This is a genomic window from Streptomyces sp. NPDC090077, assembly GCF_044747545.1.
In the GTDB taxonomy this organism is placed as follows: domain Bacteria; phylum Actinomycetota; class Actinomycetes; order Streptomycetales; family Streptomycetaceae; genus Streptomyces.
The window spans coordinates 1-13,888 of the sequence record NZ_JBIVEG010000008.1 but is presented as its reverse complement, the minus strand read 5'-3'; the positions used below and the strand labels follow the sequence as shown (position 1 = coordinate 13,888).

The following is a 13,888-nucleotide window of genomic DNA, read 5'->3' as shown; positions in this document are numbered from 1 at the left end:
CGACCTAGGACAGGAACCGTTCGAGGGCCTCGCGGGCGCGGGCGTTCGAGGCCGCGGCGTCCGCCAGGGCCCCGGCCAGCGCGCCGATCCACTCGTCCATGCCCACCCGGCGCCGCGAGAGCACGACCCCCCGGACCTCGTGGCAGACCTCCCCGGTGGTCCGGCCCCCGTCCGTCCGGAGGGACAGCCGCCGTTCCCCGAGCACGACGTCCAGCCCGTCGACCGTCCCCTCCCGCCCGGCCAGCCGGCGCGCCAGGGAGCGCCTGCGGCTGACCCGGACGGCGCCGGGCGGCAGCGAGTCCGCGAGGCTCGCCGACAGCACCCCGGCGTAGAGCTCCACGTCGGCGCAGTCCCGGCGCAGTGCCGCTGCCAGCAGTGCCACGTCCACCGGAACCGCCCCCCGTCCGTCAGTCATCGAGGCCCAGCACCATGGTCGGCCGGTCGATGACGTGGTCCTCGCGCAGCGGCCGCACCGCCGTCCCGATGGCGAAGAACTCGGTGGTGTGGGACCCCCAGCCGTGCGTGTGCTGCTTCAGCCGCACCGCCACGATCCCCTCCGCCCCCAAGGCCCTCCCCTCCGCCTGCATCCGGCTCATCGCGAGCTCGCGGGCGTCGTACAGGGCCTGGGTGAACGGCTCGATCTCGACGTTGCGGCCCGTGTTGCCCAGAGCCTGGACGAAGCCCTGGTGCGCCACGTGGTAGACGCAGGAGCCCATCACCAGGTCCAGCGGGGCGTACCCGGCGCGGACCAGGGTCCAGAACTCCTGGCCGGAGAGGTCCGAGGTGAACGGCTTGCCCTTGTTGTTGAGCCAGGTCCCGGCCGGTCCCGGATCGGCGCCGTCCGCCCTGACGGCGGTGCCCACCGCGATGAACTCGGCGATGTCCGAACCGAACTCCTTGAACTCGACGTCCAGCCGCACCCCCACGATCCCGTCCGCCCCCAGCGCGGCGGCCTCGGCCTCCATGCGGCTCATCGCGAGCTCGCGGGCGTCGTACATGGCCTGCGACAGCTTGGTCAGCTCCTGGTTCTTCGACCAGCGGCCGATCTGGAAGCCGACGTGGTAGACGGAGCACCCGAGGACCAGGCCGAGGGGACGGAAGCCGGCCTCGCGCACCAGCAGGAACTCGTTCACCGTCAGGTCCGAGGTGAACATGGAGCCCCCGCCGTCGTCCGGCCGGAGTTGCGCCAGCCGCCGCATCGCGTCCTCGGACAGGTTCGGTTCGGCTGGTGCGGATCCTGGTGCGTGTTCCGTTCGCCCGGTCATCTCAGTACTCGCGCTCCAGTCTCATGATGGTCAGGGGTCCGGCCGTGGCGGGCCGCCGGCCGCGGCCGAACCGGGTGATGGAGGTACCTGTGAAGACGGCTTCCGCGATGAGGTCGCGCGCGGTTCCGCTGGAGTCGGGGCACTCGGTCCTGCGCAGCCGCAGGTCGGCCTCGTCCACGACGACCCCGTCGCTGCCGCCGCCGTGCTCGCGGGCGTCGAGGGCGAGGCGGGTGCGGGCGTCCTGGCGGACGTGGGCGATCAGGCGGGTGTGGCCGTCGACCTCCTGGTTGTCGGCGAACCTGCGGACGAGGGGACCGGCGGCGCGCCAGTCGTCGTGCCGGATCGCGTGCGAGACACCGAACGCGAGCGCCGTGGGCACCCAGCCGGAGCGCAGGAGCCGCGCGAAGTCCTGCCCGCCGAGGTGCGAGGTGAAGGGCTGCCGCGGACGGACGCGGGAGCGCGCCCGCACCGCGGTGCCGGTGACGGTGAACTCCGTCGCGTCGAGGGAGAACGGGCGTTCCGCCAGTCGTACGGAGACGATCCCGTCGCCGCCCAGGGTGCCGCATTCGGCCACCGCGCGGCTCACCGCCAGCCTGCGCGCCGCGTGCACGGCCCTCGTCAAGGGGGTGAGGGACGGGCTCCAGGGCGAGGAGGGCCCCGAGGGGCCGCCGGCGGCCGTCCAGGCGCCGGGGCAGCCCCAGGCACCGGTGTTGCCCAGGTAGAAGACGGCCGTGCCCATCACCTGCCCGACCGGCTCGAACCCGACGTCGGTGACCGCCGCGAACTCCCGGGCCGACAGCGTCGAGTCCCAGGTGGAGTCGGCCTGTTGGTACGTCATCGCCCGGAAGCGTATACGAGGTGCGAGTGGATGCACCCAGGGGGCTTCCTTCGGATCACCTTGCTGACCAGATGAAGACGGCGGCGATGTGGAGTCCGGCGAGCGGCGTGCTGATGTGCCCGCCCGATCGTGATGATCTGAAGGAAACGGCCCAGGCCGGGCGCGCGAGGTCCGTGAGGAAGGCCGCTTCACCTCGCCCCCGGTCCCTTCGGTCCGGAGAATCCGGTGCCCGGCTGTCATGCAACCGGGCTGTCGGCGCCCCTTCTTGACCGAACGGCCCCGGCGGAGGGACCACCGGGGCAGGATCGGAGGAGACCGGGCATGGAGGTCATGGTGGCCGTGTTGGCGTTGACGGTGTTCTCGTGCACGAAGAAGTTGCTGAAGAGCGCGGCCGATCGCAACAGGGCGCACGGCGAAGCCGTCCTGATCAGGGCCCGCGCGGAGGCCGTGATGATGGAGGCGGCGGGCAGGGCCGAGATCATCCGGGCGCGTACGGCCGGAGCGGCGCGGAGCAAGGGCACGGTGCGATGACGGCGGGGGAAGCGGCGCAGGGCCCGAGGCCGGATCCGACTGCCTTCGAGGACGAGGTGGTCGCCATGTACCGGGCGAAGGGCCCGGTGCTGGTGAGGTACGCCCAGCAGTGCCTGAACCACCGGCGCGTTCCCGCTTCTCGGGTGAGCGCCGAAGACGTCGTCCAGGACGCGATCGTGATCGCCCTGGTCAACCACGCCAGGACGCCCATCGACGACCTCCCGGCCTACGTCTGCGCGGTCATCGCGAACCAGGTCCGTGACGAGGCCAGGCGCAAGGGCGTGACCCACCCGCTCGACACGGCCGGCGCCTCCGAGACGACCGGCCCGCGTACGGTCTTGTGGGCGTACCCGGCCCAGGACGTCGACGGTCGCCTCGACGTCGAAAGGGCCCTGCGGCAGATGTCCCCTCAACAACGCCGGCTGCTCCTGCTCTCGAAGGGGGTCGGCTTCTCCCACGAGGAACTGGCCCGGGCCAACCGCCTCCACAGGGGAACCATCGCACGGCACGTCTCACGGGCGACCCGGGCCCTCCTGGCCGCCCTGGGCCCCACCTTCGCCACCGTCTTCCTCGTCATGGCCGCCTACGCCGCCGGAGGGACGGACGAGGATCCCGGCAGCCCTGCCGGGGGCAACGGGAACCTGCCGGAACTCCCTCCCGGAACCCTTCCCGTCGTGGTGGTGGTCCTGGCCGCGCTCCTGCTCCTGGTCGTGGTGGTCCAACGGCAGGTCAAGACCTCAGGGCTGACCCTCCGCGCCGCTCGTCAGGATCTCGTCCTGGGCGCACTCCTCCGGGTCCAGGACGAGGTCAGGGCCCGTACGGGAAAGGACTTCCCCGACGCGGGCGACTACGCGCGGCACCTGCGCGTCGGGAAGGACTGGATCGACGAGCAGGTCCTCCGGCAGGGACACGTCCCCCAGCCGGAGCTCGACGGATGCGAAGACGGCCTGGTGCCCTTGCGGATCATGCTGAAGCCGGCCCTCCGCGTCACGGGCCTGCGCCCCCGCAGCGGCTCCGCCAACCAGGTCGTCAGGGACTGCCGGAGGCCACCCGGCACCCCGCTCCGCTGAGGACGCGTGCGGCCCCGAACGGGTGAGGCCGCCCCGCTGTTCCGCGAGGGCGGCCGCCACGAGTGCCACGGCCTCCTCCGGCGTCTCGGTCCGCGCGACCCGCTCGCCGTCGATCCACACCCCGTAGAACCCCTCGTCGTAGGGGCGGACGAGGTACCCGAGGCGGGCCTTCCACGGCTCCTCGACGCGCGTGGAGAACCAGAGGCTGTGGTGGCTGGTGCCGGGCATCAACCGCCGCAGCAGCGGCTGGGCGTACGCCGCCGCCAGCAGCGCATGGGCGCGCGGATGCCGGTCGTAGGGCGGCATGTGGACGGCGTCGAGCCTCGACCACCACGCCAACTCGACGGCGCCGAACGGATCCCGCTCATGGGCGAGGGCCCAGGGCCTGAACCGTACGAACGGGGCGCGCGCCCGCGTCTCCTCCAGGCCCGCGCCGCCGGTCCACGCAGCCGTCGCCCTGACGGCCTCGGCCAGGTCCGGGGTCCACCCGCAGGCCAGGCGCGTACGGTCGCGCTGAAAGGCCACCTGGAAGGTACGCCCCTCACCCGGCGGGTACACCACCACGCGCCGGCCCTTCCCCGCGTCGGCGTACACCGCGAGACGACCCCAGTCCGCGTCCGACTCGGGCAGCACGATCCCGAGTTCCTCGGCCGTACGCCCCAACGCGGCCCGGAGAAAGCCGTCCTCGCCCCAGCCGGCCCCGTCGGATCCCACCCCGAATCCCATCACCCCAGTATCCCCGGACGCGATCACGGGCCCCCGTCAGCTCTGCTCGGTGGCCGACACGGTGTCCATGCCCGGCGACGCGCGAGCTGCTCGGAACCGTCATCTGGCCCTACTCGCGTGCGACACGACGACCGCGTGCCCGCTTCCCCGCGTCGGATGCGCAAGGTCGTGCTAGGGATAGCGTGCCAATATCGCCGAAAATAGGAGGTATGTACTGATGCGCACGACTCTTCTCCGTGTGGTGACCGCCGTGGGCGCTGCTGCCGCGCTGTCGCTCTGTGGTGCCGGTGCGGCCTGCGCCGACGGTGGCGTGGGCAGCTCGGGCGTCGGGAACACGGGGGTCGGCAACGCGGGCGTCGGCAACGAAGGCATCGGCAACGCGGGCGTCATCAACGGCGGTATCGGCAACGCCGGTTTCGCCAACTGGGGCCTCGGCAACGCGGGCGTCGCCAACACCGGCATCGGCAGCCACGGCATCGGCAACACGGGGGTCGGCACCGCCGGCATCGGTAACTGAGCCACCCTCACACCCGGCGCCCGGGACCCGCTGCGGGCCTGCCCGGCGTAGCCACCAGCAGCCCGGGCCGCCGGCTCCCCCAGCGGCCGGCCCGGGCGCGCGGCCGGCCGGAGCAGCGGGGGTTTTCAGGAGCAGACGGGACGGGGTGCACGTACGACGTCGCGGGGCTCGTGCACGGCGAGGGCCTCGTCGAGGACCGCGGGGACCGCGTCCCCGGCGTAGGTGGCCCTCCGGGCAAAGCGGAGGGAAATTCATTGGATCTCGGTGCGGTTCCCGCACCGGCCCTCCGGCCAATATTTACGCGGCCTTGACGCCGGCACCCGTGCGCCGGAGGGGTGGTCCACGATGGATTCCGCAGGTGAACATCTCTTGACCTGCGGATCTCGTGGAGCTTGCATAGCGGCCCGGGAGCCACGCGAACGAAGTGCCCACCACCGCCACGGAGGCGATACCGCTCCCGCATTCCTTCACCACACTGCCGATCGGAACACCGCACCGATGACTGACACGATCAGCGCACCCCAGGCCCTCGCCCCGGCCACCGGTCCCACCCCGCAGAAGCTCAAGCGTTCCATCGGCGTCGTCGGCGGGACCCTGCTCACGCTGTCGTGCGTGACGCCCGCCTCGACCCTCTTCGTCGTCGTTCCCGACCTCTTCTCCGGTCTCGGCACCTGGACCGCGCTCACCATCGCCATCGGCTCGCTGCTCTGCATAGGCGTGGCGTTCTGCTATTCGGAGCTGGGCACCCTCATCCCCAGCGCCGGCGGCGAGTACGCCATGGTCTCCACCCTCGCGGGCCGGCTCGCCGGCTGGCTCGTGTTCGTGCTGTCCCTGCTCGTGGTGATGATCGTGCCGCCCGTGATCGCCATGGGCACCGCCGACTACCTCTCCCCGGTGGTCGACGTACCGGCCCCGGTGGCCGGCGCCGGCGTGATGCTGCTCGCCACCCTCGCCGGCCTGCTGGACCTGCGGGCCAACGCCTGGATCACCGGCATCTTCCTCGTGCTGGAGGTGGTCGCCGCCGCGCTGGTCGCCGTGCTCGGCTTCGCCCACAGCGAGCGGGGCGCCGACGCCCTGGTGCACGGCTCGGTGGCCGCCGAGGGCGGCGGCGTCTCCACGGTGACGGCGATGATGGTGGTCTCCGGGCTGGCGATCGCGCTGTTCGTCACCCAGGGCTTCTCCACCGCGGTCTACCTCTCCGAGGAGCTGGAGCGGCCGCGCCGCAACGTCCCGCGGACGGTGCTCGCGACCCTGGCGATCTCCTCCGCCGTCATCCTCGTCCCGGTCATCGCGATCACCATGGGCGCCCCGGACCTGGAGGCGCTGACCTCCGGCGACCTCGGCGCGATGGTGACGGCCTGGTCGAACTCGGCCGTCGGCACCTTCGTCAGCCTGTGCGTGGCCCTGGCCATCGTCAACGCCGGCATCGTCATGGTCATCCAGAACTCCCGGGTGCTCTTCGCCTCGGCCCGCGACAAGGCCTGGCCCGAGCCGGTCAACCGCGGTCTGTCGCGGCTGGGCCGCTTCGGCTCCCCGTGGGTGGCCACGCTGCTGGTCGGCCTGCCGGGCGCGGCGATGTGCTTCGTCAACCTCGACACCCTCTACGGGGTGACCGGGGTGTCGGTGACCGGCATGTACCTGCTGGTCGCGGTGGCCGCGCTGTTCAGCCGGCGCGGGGCGCACGGCGAGAAGGCCGCCTGGCGGATGCCGCTGTGGCCGGCCGTGCCGGTCGTGCTGATCCTCGTGTTCGCGTACATCCTGACCCAGCAGGAGACCCGGTACCTGCTGTGGACCGGCGGGATCACCGCCGTGGCCACCCTCTACTGGGCGCTGTACCTGCGGCCGCGCACGGACTCGCGCTGGCTGGTGAGCATCCCCGACACGGAGGAGGCGGAGGCGGCGTAGCCGCACCGCACCGGGGGGCCGTCGCGATCCGCGGCGGCCCCCCGGGCCGTCCGGGGGTCAGCCGCCGGCTCCGCCGTCGGACAGGGCGATCGCGGTGTTGACCAGGCCGACGTGGCTGAACGCCTGCGGGAAGTTGCCGAGCTGGCGCCCGGCCCGGGTGTCGTACTCCTCGGCGAGCAGGCCCACGTCGTTGCGCACCGCCAGCAGCTTCTCGAAGAGCTCCCGGGCCTCCTTGGTCCGGCCGGTCATGTGCAGGGCGTCGACCAGCCAGAACGAGCAGGCCAGGAAGGCGCCCTCGTCGCCGGGCAGCCCGTCGACGGAGGGCCCTTCGGTGCTGTAGCGGCGGACCAGGCCGCTGCTGCCCAGTTCGGCCCGGACGGCGTCGACGGTGCCGATCACGCGGGGGTCGTCGGGCGGGAGGAATCCGACGCGCGGGATGAGCAGGGTGGCCGCGTCCAGCTCCCGGGAGCCGTAGTACTGCGTGAAGGTGCCCCGTTCGGGGTCGTACCCCTTGTCGCACACGTCGCGGTGCACCTCGTCCCGCATGGCCCGCCAGCGCTCGACGTCGCCCGGCAGCTGCGGGGCGTTCTCCAGGGTCCGCACGGCCCGGTCGGCAGCGACCCAGGCCATGACCTTGGAGTGGGTGAAGTGCCGGCGCGGGCCGCGCACCTCCCACAGCCCCTCGTCCGGGCGGTGCCAGTTGCGCTCCAGGAAGTCGAGCAGGGCCAGCTGGATCTTCCAGGAGTGCCGTTCCGAGGCCAGGCCGGAGGCCCGGGCCAGGTACAGGGCGTCCAGGACCTCCCCGTACACGTCCAGCTGGAGCTGGTCCACGGCGGCGTTCCCGACCCGGACCGGGGCGGAACCCGCGTAGCCGCGCAGCCAGGGCAGTTCGGTCTCGGGGATGCGGCGCTCGCCGGCGATGCCGTACATGATCTGGAGGTCGGCCGGGTCGCCCGCGACGGCGCGCAGCAGCCAGCCGCGCCAGGCCCGCGCCTCGTCGAGGAAGCCGGTGGACAGGAGGGACCCGAGGGTCAGGGTGGCGTCGCGGAGCCAGCAGTAGCGGTAGTCCCAGTTGCGGACCCCGCCGATCTCCTCGGGCAGCGAGGTGGTGGCGGCGGCCGCGATCCCGCCGGTGGGGGCGAAGGTGAGGGCCTTGAGGGTGATCAGGGAGCGGGTGACGGCCTCCTCGTACGGGCCCTCGTAACGGCACTGGCCGCTCCATGCGCGCCAGTCGGCGAGGCTCTGCTCCAGGGCCTCGTACGGGTCGACGGGCTCGGGGCGCGGTTCGTGCGAGGGGTGCCAGGTCAGTACGAAGGCGACCTTCTCGCCGGGGCCGACGGTGCACTCCGAGCGGGTGCTGCGGTCCTCGCCCCAGGTCCGTACGGGCGGCTCGCTGCGGAACCAGGCCGAGTCGGGTCCGGCGACCGCGACCCGGTCTTCCTCGCTGCGCCGGACCCAGGGAACGACGTGGCCGTAGTCGAAGCGCAGCCGCAGGGTGCTGCGGACGGTGACGCGGCCGGTGACCCCCTCGACGATGCGCATCACCTCGGGGGCCTCGTCGCGCTGCGGCATGAAGTCGACGACCTTGACGGTGCCCTCGTCGGTCTCCCAGTAGGACTCCAGGACCAGGGAGCCGTCCAGGTAGGCCCGCCGCGTGCACCGTTCGCCGTTCTCGGCGGCGGCCGGGGCGATGCGCCAGTGGCCGTTCTCCTTGTTGCCGAGGAGGGCGGCGAAACAGGCGGCGGAGTCGAAGTGCGGCAGGCACAGCCAGTCGATGGACCCGTCACGGCCGACCAGCGCGCTGGTCATCAGGTCGCCGATGAGTGCGTAGTCTTCGATGGGTTGTGTCATTCATCCGCTTTTCCCCCAAACGCGGGGGGCCAATCAGCCCGCCTGGGGGTCGGTGGCGGTGCGGGCGGCCTCGACGTTGGCGGCCATCCGGCGCAGCACCTTGAGCGCGGTGACGTACTCCGCGTCGTCGATGCCCTCGTGGACGACGGCGCGCTGCTCGGTGACGAGGGCGCGCAGCCGCACCCGGGCCGCCTCCCCCTCGCCGGTCAGGCGGAGGCGGCCGTCCTCGTCGGCGTGGAGCCAGCCGCGGTGGAGCAGCTGGTCGACGACGCGGGCGATCTCGTGGGGCCCGTCCGCGAGGGGGGTCAGCTGGGCGGCCACCTCCTCGCGGACGGGTGCGCCGGCTCCGCCGTTCACCCGGTTGAGCACCCAGTACTGGGGCTGCGTGACGTCGATACGCGCCATGGCGTCGCGCAGGTGGCGGGTGACGGCCTCGTGGGCGAGCCCGCTCCAGTAGCCGATGGGCTGGGTGGCGAGCGCGTCGTCGGAGGCGGCCGGGTCGGCGGGTGCCTGGTCGGTGGTGTTGCCGGTGGGCGTTTTCATGATCACGACGCTACAGGCGGCCCGCCCGGTGGCCTCAGCCGCGGATGATCAGGGTCACGACGGCGAGCAGCACGCCGAGGGCGAGGGCCTGGGCGCCGAGAGCGAGGCGGTGGGCGCGCAGGGCGGGGACGGGCAGCAGCCGGTCGACGGCGTGGCGGCCGGGGCCGGTCAGGGTGAGGGCGGCGGCGGCCACGGCGAGCAGCAGCTCGTACTCCATGCCCTTCGGGGCGAAGAAGGCGCCGGCGCCGTGGACGGCCACGGCGTTGATCATCGTGCCGGTGACGGCCGCGCCGGCGAGCGGGGTGAGCAGGCCGAGGGCGAGACCGAGGCCGCCGAGGGTCTCGGTCAGGCCGGCGAGGACGGCCATGGCGTCGCCCGCCGGGTAGCCGCTGGCGGTGAAGAACTGGCCGGTTCCGCCGATCCCGCCGCCGCCGAACCAGCCGAAGAGCTTCTGGGTGCCGTGGGCGGCCACGGTGAGACCGAGGACGACGCGCAGCAGGAGCAGTCCGGCGTCGTGGGCGGAGGTGTCGGCGGCGGGGACGGGGACGGCCGGGGATGCGGCGGGGGTCTTCGTCGCGGTGACGGTGGCGCTGCTCATGGGGGTCCTTCCGGTCGGGCGGCCCGAGGGATTTGGTTCAAATTCGAACCTGCTTGAGTCCGACCCTAGTCACGGATGAGCCGTTGATTCAAATTCGAACGATCCGTGTACCCTGGCGCCATGGGTGAAACGAGATGGCTGGACGACCGCGAGATGCGGGCCTGGAGGGCCTTCCTGGCCGCCTCCGCACTGGTGAACCGACGGCTCGACCAGCAGCTGAAGGACGACTCCGGACTCTCCCACCCCCAGTACGAGATCCTCGTGCGGCTCGCCGCGGCGCCGGACCAGGAGCTGCGGATGACGGAACTCGCCAACGGGCTGATCAACTCCAAGAGCGGCCTGACCTACCAGGTCGGCCAGATGGAGAAGGCCGGCCTGGTCCGGCGCCGCAGCTGCCCCTCGGACGTCCGGGGCGTCTTCGCCGTCCTCACGGACGCGGGCCGCGCCCGTCTGGAGGAAGCCGCCCCCGGCCACGTCACGGCGGTCCGCGAGGCCCTCGTGGACGTCCTCACCCCCGACCAGCTGGACGCCCTCGCCGACGGCCTCGGCGAGGTCGGCCGCCGCCTGCGCGCCCAGGGCGCCTGACGGGCTCGGCTCCTAGGGCCTGGGCCTGGACCAGGGGGCTCCCGGGGCGTCGGAGCCGGGGCGGAGCCCCAGTTCCCGCAGCAGGTTGACCGCCATCATGGCGGTGAACAGCGGGTTCGGGTTGGCGCCCGTGACGCCCAGTGCGGTGGCGGCCTCCGCGCAGCCCTCGGTGAACGCGTCCGGCCGGACCGGGCCGGGGCCGCCGGCCAGCGCGAGGGCCGCCGCGTGCAGGGCGGCCGCCTGGTCCAGCATCCGGTCCAGATGGGACACCGCCCCGGGGCCCCGGCGCAGGGCGAAGGTGTGCCCGTCGGTGAGGACGGCCGCCGCGCCCTCCTCCAGGAGGCGGGCGGCGGAACCCAGCGCCGACTGGATCTTGAGCTGGTCGGCGTCGGGCATGGGGCCGCAGGGACCGTTGGCCTCGTCGGAGAGGTGCAGGACGCCGGAGTCCCGGAGGTGCACGATCACGTGCCCGGCGCAGTGGCCCTGGCTGCGCAGCACCCGGACCGCGCCGTCGGCGAAGGTCCAGCCGCCGAAGCGCAGCGAGCCGATCCGGATCCGCTCCGGCGGCCGTTCCTCGTAGGTCCGGGTCGTCGCGCCGAAGGGCCGCAGCGGCCGGAAGAGCGAGACGATGTGCTCGGCGGCCTCCCGGGGCGGCGCGGGCAGCACGCCCAGCCCGGCGACGCGCTCGAAGGCCCGGACCCAGTACGCCACCGGGTCCCGCATCTGGCCGAGGTCGGCGGCGGGGACGTAGTGCTCCGCCGGTACGCCCAGCAGGTCGGCCAGGTCGTTGTTGCCGACGTGGTCCGGGTGCCCGTGGGTGGTCAGCAGCAGCACCCGGGACCAGGGGCCGACCCGCCCGGCCGCCTCCCGGAGCGCCTCGCGGAAGGGCTCCGTGACACCGGTGTCGACCAGCACCAGGGTCTCGCCGGTCCGGTGGACGAGGGCGTTGGCCACGTCGGGCCGCCCGTGGACCAGGTCCAGCTCCTGCCCGGCGACCAGTACGGTCCTCTCGTCGATCCCGATCGGATCACCCAGCGCGGCCACGGTTCCTCCCGCGGAGCCGTCGCGGGCGCAACGGGCCCCGCCGCCGAGGCTACGCCGCCCCCGCGCCTCCCGCCCCCGCCCGCCGCGCCGCCCGGCCCGGCTCCGGTAAAGGCGGCCGCCGCATCCGCGTTCCGCCACCTCGGCGGGGTCCTCTGCCCTACGGTCGGCAGCAGGTCGCGACACGACCCCCATCGCACCGGGAGGTTTCCGTGAAGATGCTCCTCAACTCACCCGACACCGTGGTCACCGACGCCCTGCGCGGCATGGCCGCCGCGCACCCCGAGCTCGACGTCGACGTGGAGCGGCAGGTCGTCGTGCGGCGCGACGCCCGGGCCGGCGGGCGGGTCGGGCTGGTGTCCGGGGGCGGGTCCGGGCACGAGCCGCTGCACGCCGGGTTCGTGGGCCCCGGGATGCTCTCGGCCGCCTGCGCCGGCGCCGTGTTCACCTCTCCGGTGCCCGACCAGGTGCTGTACGCGGCCGGCGCCGTCGACGCCGGTCAGGGGGTGCTGTTCGTCGTCAAGAACTACACCGGCGACGTGCTGAACTTCCGGATGGCCGCCGAGCTGGCCGAGGAGGACGGCCTGCGGGTGGAGCAGGTGCTCGTCGACGACGACGTCGCCGTCACCGACAGCCTCTACACGGCCGGCCGGCGCGGCACGGGCGCCACCCTCTTCGTCGAGAAGATCGCCGGAGCGGCCGCCGAGGAGGGCGCCCCGCTGGAACGGGTCGCCGCCCTCGCCCGGCAGGTCAACGCCTCCTCCCGCAGTTTCGGGGTGGCGCTCGGCGCCTGCACCACCCCCGCGAAGGGCAGCCCGACCTTCGACCTCCCCGACGGAGAGCTGGAGTTGGGCGTCGGCATCCACGGCGAACCCGGCCGGGAGCGGCGCGCGATGATGACCTCGCGGGAGATCGCGGAGGTGGCGGTGGCGGCCGTACTGGACGACCTGGCGCAGTCGGGGCCGCCGGCCGGTCCCGTGCTGCTGCTGGTCAACGGCATGGGCGCGACCCCGCTGCTGGAGCTGTACGGGTTCCACGCGGAGGTGGCCGCGGTCCTGGCCGCCCGGGGCGTGCCGGTGGCGCGGGCGCTCGTCGGAAACTACGTCACTTCCCTGGACATGGCAGGCTGTTCGGTGACCGTGTGCCGGGCGGACGAGGAGCTGCTGCGGCTGTGGGACGCGCCGGTGCGGACGGCCGCCCTGCGCTGGGGCTGCTGAGCACATGGCGGACGTACGGGAAGGCGGAGGAGACGGGATGCGGGACGCGGAGTTCTTCCGGCGCTGGATGGAGGCCGCCGCGACGGCGGTGGAACGGGAGGCGGACCGGCTCACCGAGCTCGACTCCCCCATCGGGGACGCCGACCACGGAGCCAACCTGCTGCGCGGCTTCACGGCCGTGCGCGCGGCGCTGGCCGGGGCGGACCCGGAGGCCGCGCCCGGGGCACTGCTCCAGCTGGCCGGCCGCACCCTGATCTCCACGGTGGGCGGCGCGTCCGGACCGCTGTACGGCACGCTGCTGCGGCGCACCGGCAAGGAGCTCGGGGAAGCCGCCGCGGTCTCCGACGAGGAGCTGCGCGGGGCCCTGGACGCGGGCGTGGACGCGGTGGCCCGGCTGGGCGGGGCGGCCCCGGGCGACAAGACGATGCTGGACGCGCTGGTCCCGGGGGTCGCGGCGCTGGGTACGTCCTACCGTGCCGCCGGGGAGGCGGCGCAGGGCGGGGCGCTGGCGACGGTTCCGATACTGGCCCGCAAGGGCCGCGCCAGCTACCTCGGGGAGCGCAGCATCGGGCACCAGGACCCGGGAGCCGCCTCGGCCGCCCTGCTGCTGGGCGCACTGGCCGACACCGCGGAGGGGGCCGCGTGAGCGGCGGGGCGCCGGTGGTCGGGATCGTGCTGGTGTCGCACAGCGCCGGGGTCGCGGAGTCGGTGGCGGAGCTGGCCCGGGGCATCGCCGCGGGCGGTGCGGTGGCCCCGGTGTCCCCCGCGGGAGGCACCCCCGACGGCGGGCTGGGCACGAGCGCGGAGCTGATCACGGCGGCCGCGGCGGCGGTGGACCGGGGGGCCGGGGTCGCGCTGCTGGTGGACCTGGGCAGCTCGGTACTGACCGTGAAGGCGCTCCTGGAGGACGGGGAACTCCCGCCCGGATCGCGTCTGGTGGACGCCCCGTTCCTGGAGGGCGCGGTGGCGGCGGTGGTCGCCGCGTCTGCGGGGGCCCCGCTGGAGGGTGTGGTGGCGGCGGCCGAGGAGGCGTACGGGTACCGCAAGGGGTGACCGTGCCCCTGCCGCTGCCGCGGGGGGGGTGCGCGAGTGCCGCTGCGCGGGGCGAGGTCCCCTACCCGCCCTTCGCCCGTTCCCTGGGGGCTCCGCCCCCAGACCCCCGCGCCTCAAACGCCGGCGAGGCTTAATCAGCCCCGCCGGC

15 protein-coding genes and 1 pseudogene are annotated in these 13,888 nt (G+C 73.7%); 8 read left to right on the top strand and 8 right to left on the bottom strand.

What is annotated here, in order from left to right; genetic code table 11:
* Positions 1-4 precede the first annotated feature (4 nt).
* The 3 genes from ACIPW5_RS15680 to ACIPW5_RS15670 are packed head-to-tail and all read right to left on the bottom strand — an operon-like array spanning position 5 to position 2,103.
* Positions 5-415, bottom strand: a complete 411-nt coding sequence (locus tag ACIPW5_RS15680; RefSeq protein WP_401244915.1) for a hypothetical protein — start codon at positions 413-415, stop codon at positions 5-7.
* Entirely contained in the window at positions 408-1,265 is an 858-nt protein-coding gene (locus tag ACIPW5_RS15675) for a heavy metal-binding domain-containing protein (RefSeq protein ID WP_401244913.1), read from the bottom strand. Before ACIPW5_RS15675 ends, ACIPW5_RS15680 begins: the two co-directional genes overlap by 8 nt.
* A 1-nt stretch (position 1,266) precedes the next feature.
* Entirely contained in the window at positions 1,267-2,103 is an 837-nt protein-coding gene (locus ACIPW5_RS15670; protein WP_401244912.1) for a heavy metal-binding domain-containing protein, read from the bottom strand.
* A 321-nt stretch (positions 2,104-2,424) separates the two neighbouring features.
* Here ACIPW5_RS15670 and ACIPW5_RS15665 point away from each other — a divergent pair, with 321 nt between their 5' ends.
* Positions 2,425-2,634, top strand: a complete 210-nt coding sequence (locus ACIPW5_RS15665) for a hypothetical protein (protein ID WP_401244910.1) — start codon at positions 2,425-2,427, stop codon at positions 2,632-2,634.
* Complete coding sequence (locus ACIPW5_RS15660; protein ID WP_401244908.1) at positions 2,631-3,704, top strand: RNA polymerase sigma factor; 1,074 nt, start codon at positions 2,631-2,633, stop codon at positions 3,702-3,704. The genes ACIPW5_RS15665 and ACIPW5_RS15660 overlap by 4 nt, the downstream gene beginning before the upstream one ends.
* A gap of 42 nt (positions 3,705-3,746) precedes the next feature.
* Here the strand turns inward: ACIPW5_RS15660 and ACIPW5_RS15655 are convergent.
* Positions 3,747-4,430, bottom strand: a pseudogene (locus tag ACIPW5_RS15655) (DUF6193 family natural product biosynthesis protein); the annotation flags it as partial.
* A gap of 217 nt (positions 4,431-4,647) precedes the next feature.
* Between ACIPW5_RS15655 and ACIPW5_RS15650 the strand changes: the two are divergent.
* Positions 4,648-4,947, top strand: coding sequence for a hypothetical protein (locus ACIPW5_RS15650; protein WP_401244906.1), 300 nt, complete (start codon positions 4,648-4,650; stop codon positions 4,945-4,947).
* 498 nt (positions 4,948-5,445) lie between these two features.
* Positions 5,446-6,852, top strand: coding sequence for an APC family permease (locus ACIPW5_RS15645; protein WP_401244904.1), 1,407 nt, complete (start codon positions 5,446-5,448; stop codon positions 6,850-6,852).
* Positions 6,853-6,909: 57 nt separating this feature from the next.
* Here the strand turns inward: ACIPW5_RS15645 and ACIPW5_RS15640 are convergent, their stop codons facing one another.
* The 3 genes from ACIPW5_RS15640 to ACIPW5_RS15630 are packed head-to-tail and all read right to left on the bottom strand — an operon-like array spanning position 6,910 to position 9,844.
* Complete coding sequence (locus ACIPW5_RS15640; RefSeq protein ID WP_401244902.1) at positions 6,910-8,703, bottom strand: glycoside hydrolase family 15 protein; 1,794 nt, start codon at positions 8,701-8,703, stop codon at positions 6,910-6,912.
* 33 nt (positions 8,704-8,736) lie between these two features.
* Entirely contained in the window at positions 8,737-9,246 is a 510-nt protein-coding gene (locus ACIPW5_RS15635; RefSeq protein WP_401244900.1) for a MarR family winged helix-turn-helix transcriptional regulator, read from the bottom strand.
* 34 nt (positions 9,247-9,280) lie between these two features.
* Positions 9,281-9,844 carry a DoxX family membrane protein gene (locus ACIPW5_RS15630; protein WP_401244898.1) on the bottom strand — a complete coding sequence of 188 codons (564 nt, stop codon included), beginning with the start codon at positions 9,842-9,844 and terminating at the stop codon, positions 9,281-9,283.
* A 120-nt stretch (positions 9,845-9,964) separates the two neighbouring features.
* Here ACIPW5_RS15630 and ACIPW5_RS15625 point away from each other — a divergent pair, with 120 nt between their 5' ends.
* On the top strand, positions 9,965-10,429 hold the full coding sequence (locus ACIPW5_RS15625) for a MarR family winged helix-turn-helix transcriptional regulator (RefSeq protein ID WP_401244896.1): 465 nt from the start codon (positions 9,965-9,967) through the stop codon (positions 10,427-10,429).
* A 12-nt stretch (positions 10,430-10,441) separates the two neighbouring features.
* On the opposite strand, the gene ACIPW5_RS15620 is transcribed toward ACIPW5_RS15625, so the two are convergent.
* On the bottom strand, positions 10,442-11,473 hold the full coding sequence (locus tag ACIPW5_RS15620; protein WP_401244894.1) for an MBL fold metallo-hydrolase: 1,032 nt from the start codon (positions 11,471-11,473) through the stop codon (positions 10,442-10,444).
* Between the two features lie 215 nt (positions 11,474-11,688).
* Here ACIPW5_RS15620 and dhaK point away from each other — a divergent pair, with 215 nt between their 5' ends.
* Genes dhaK through ACIPW5_RS15605 form a run of 3 tightly spaced genes read left to right on the top strand, consistent with a single transcriptional unit; the run spans position 11,689 to position 13,740 of the window.
* Positions 11,689-12,687: a dihydroxyacetone kinase subunit DhaK gene (gene dhaK / locus ACIPW5_RS15615; RefSeq protein WP_401245343.1), complete on the top strand. Its 999-nt coding sequence runs from the start codon at positions 11,689-11,691 to the stop codon at positions 12,685-12,687.
* 37 nt (positions 12,688-12,724) lie between these two features.
* Positions 12,725-13,333: a dihydroxyacetone kinase subunit DhaL gene (dhaL, locus tag ACIPW5_RS15610; protein ID WP_401244892.1), complete on the top strand. Its 609-nt coding sequence runs from the start codon at positions 12,725-12,727 to the stop codon at positions 13,331-13,333.
* A complete protein-coding gene (locus tag ACIPW5_RS15605; RefSeq protein ID WP_401244890.1) occupies positions 13,330-13,740 on the top strand; it encodes a PTS-dependent dihydroxyacetone kinase phosphotransferase subunit DhaM in 411 nt (136 codons plus the stop codon). The genes dhaL and ACIPW5_RS15605 overlap by 4 nt, the downstream gene beginning before the upstream one ends.
* The last annotated feature ends 148 nt before the right edge of the window (positions 13,741-13,888 follow it).

Coding starts and splice junctions, on each gene's coding strand:
- ACIPW5_RS15680 (WP_401244915.1), bottom strand. CDS start 415: ATGACTGACGGACGGGGGGCGGTTCCGGTGGACGTGGCACTGCTGGCA.
- ACIPW5_RS15675 (WP_401244913.1), bottom strand. CDS start 1,265: ATGACCGGGCGAACGGAACACGCACCAGGATCCGCACCAGCCGAACCG.
- ACIPW5_RS15670 (WP_401244912.1), bottom strand. CDS start 2,103: ATGACGTACCAACAGGCCGACTCCACCTGGGACTCGACGCTGTCGGCC.
- ACIPW5_RS15665 (WP_401244910.1), top strand. CDS start 2,425: ATGGAGGTCATGGTGGCCGTGTTGGCGTTGACGGTGTTCTCGTGCACG.
- ACIPW5_RS15660 (WP_401244908.1), top strand. CDS start 2,631: ATGACGGCGGGGGAAGCGGCGCAGGGCCCGAGGCCGGATCCGACTGCC.
- ACIPW5_RS15650 (WP_401244906.1), top strand. CDS start 4,648: ATGCGCACGACTCTTCTCCGTGTGGTGACCGCCGTGGGCGCTGCTGCC.
- ACIPW5_RS15645 (WP_401244904.1), top strand. CDS start 5,446: ATGACTGACACGATCAGCGCACCCCAGGCCCTCGCCCCGGCCACCGGT.
- ACIPW5_RS15640 (WP_401244902.1), bottom strand. CDS start 8,703: ATGACACAACCCATCGAAGACTACGCACTCATCGGCGACCTGATGACC.
- ACIPW5_RS15635 (WP_401244900.1), bottom strand. CDS start 9,246: ATGAAAACGCCCACCGGCAACACCACCGACCAGGCACCCGCCGACCCG.
- ACIPW5_RS15630 (WP_401244898.1), bottom strand. CDS start 9,844: ATGAGCAGCGCCACCGTCACCGCGACGAAGACCCCCGCCGCATCCCCG.
- ACIPW5_RS15625 (WP_401244896.1), top strand. CDS start 9,965: ATGGGTGAAACGAGATGGCTGGACGACCGCGAGATGCGGGCCTGGAGG.
- dhaK (WP_401245343.1), top strand. CDS start 11,689: ATGCTCCTCAACTCACCCGACACCGTGGTCACCGACGCCCTGCGCGGC.
- dhaL (WP_401244892.1), top strand. CDS start 12,725: ATGCGGGACGCGGAGTTCTTCCGGCGCTGGATGGAGGCCGCCGCGACG.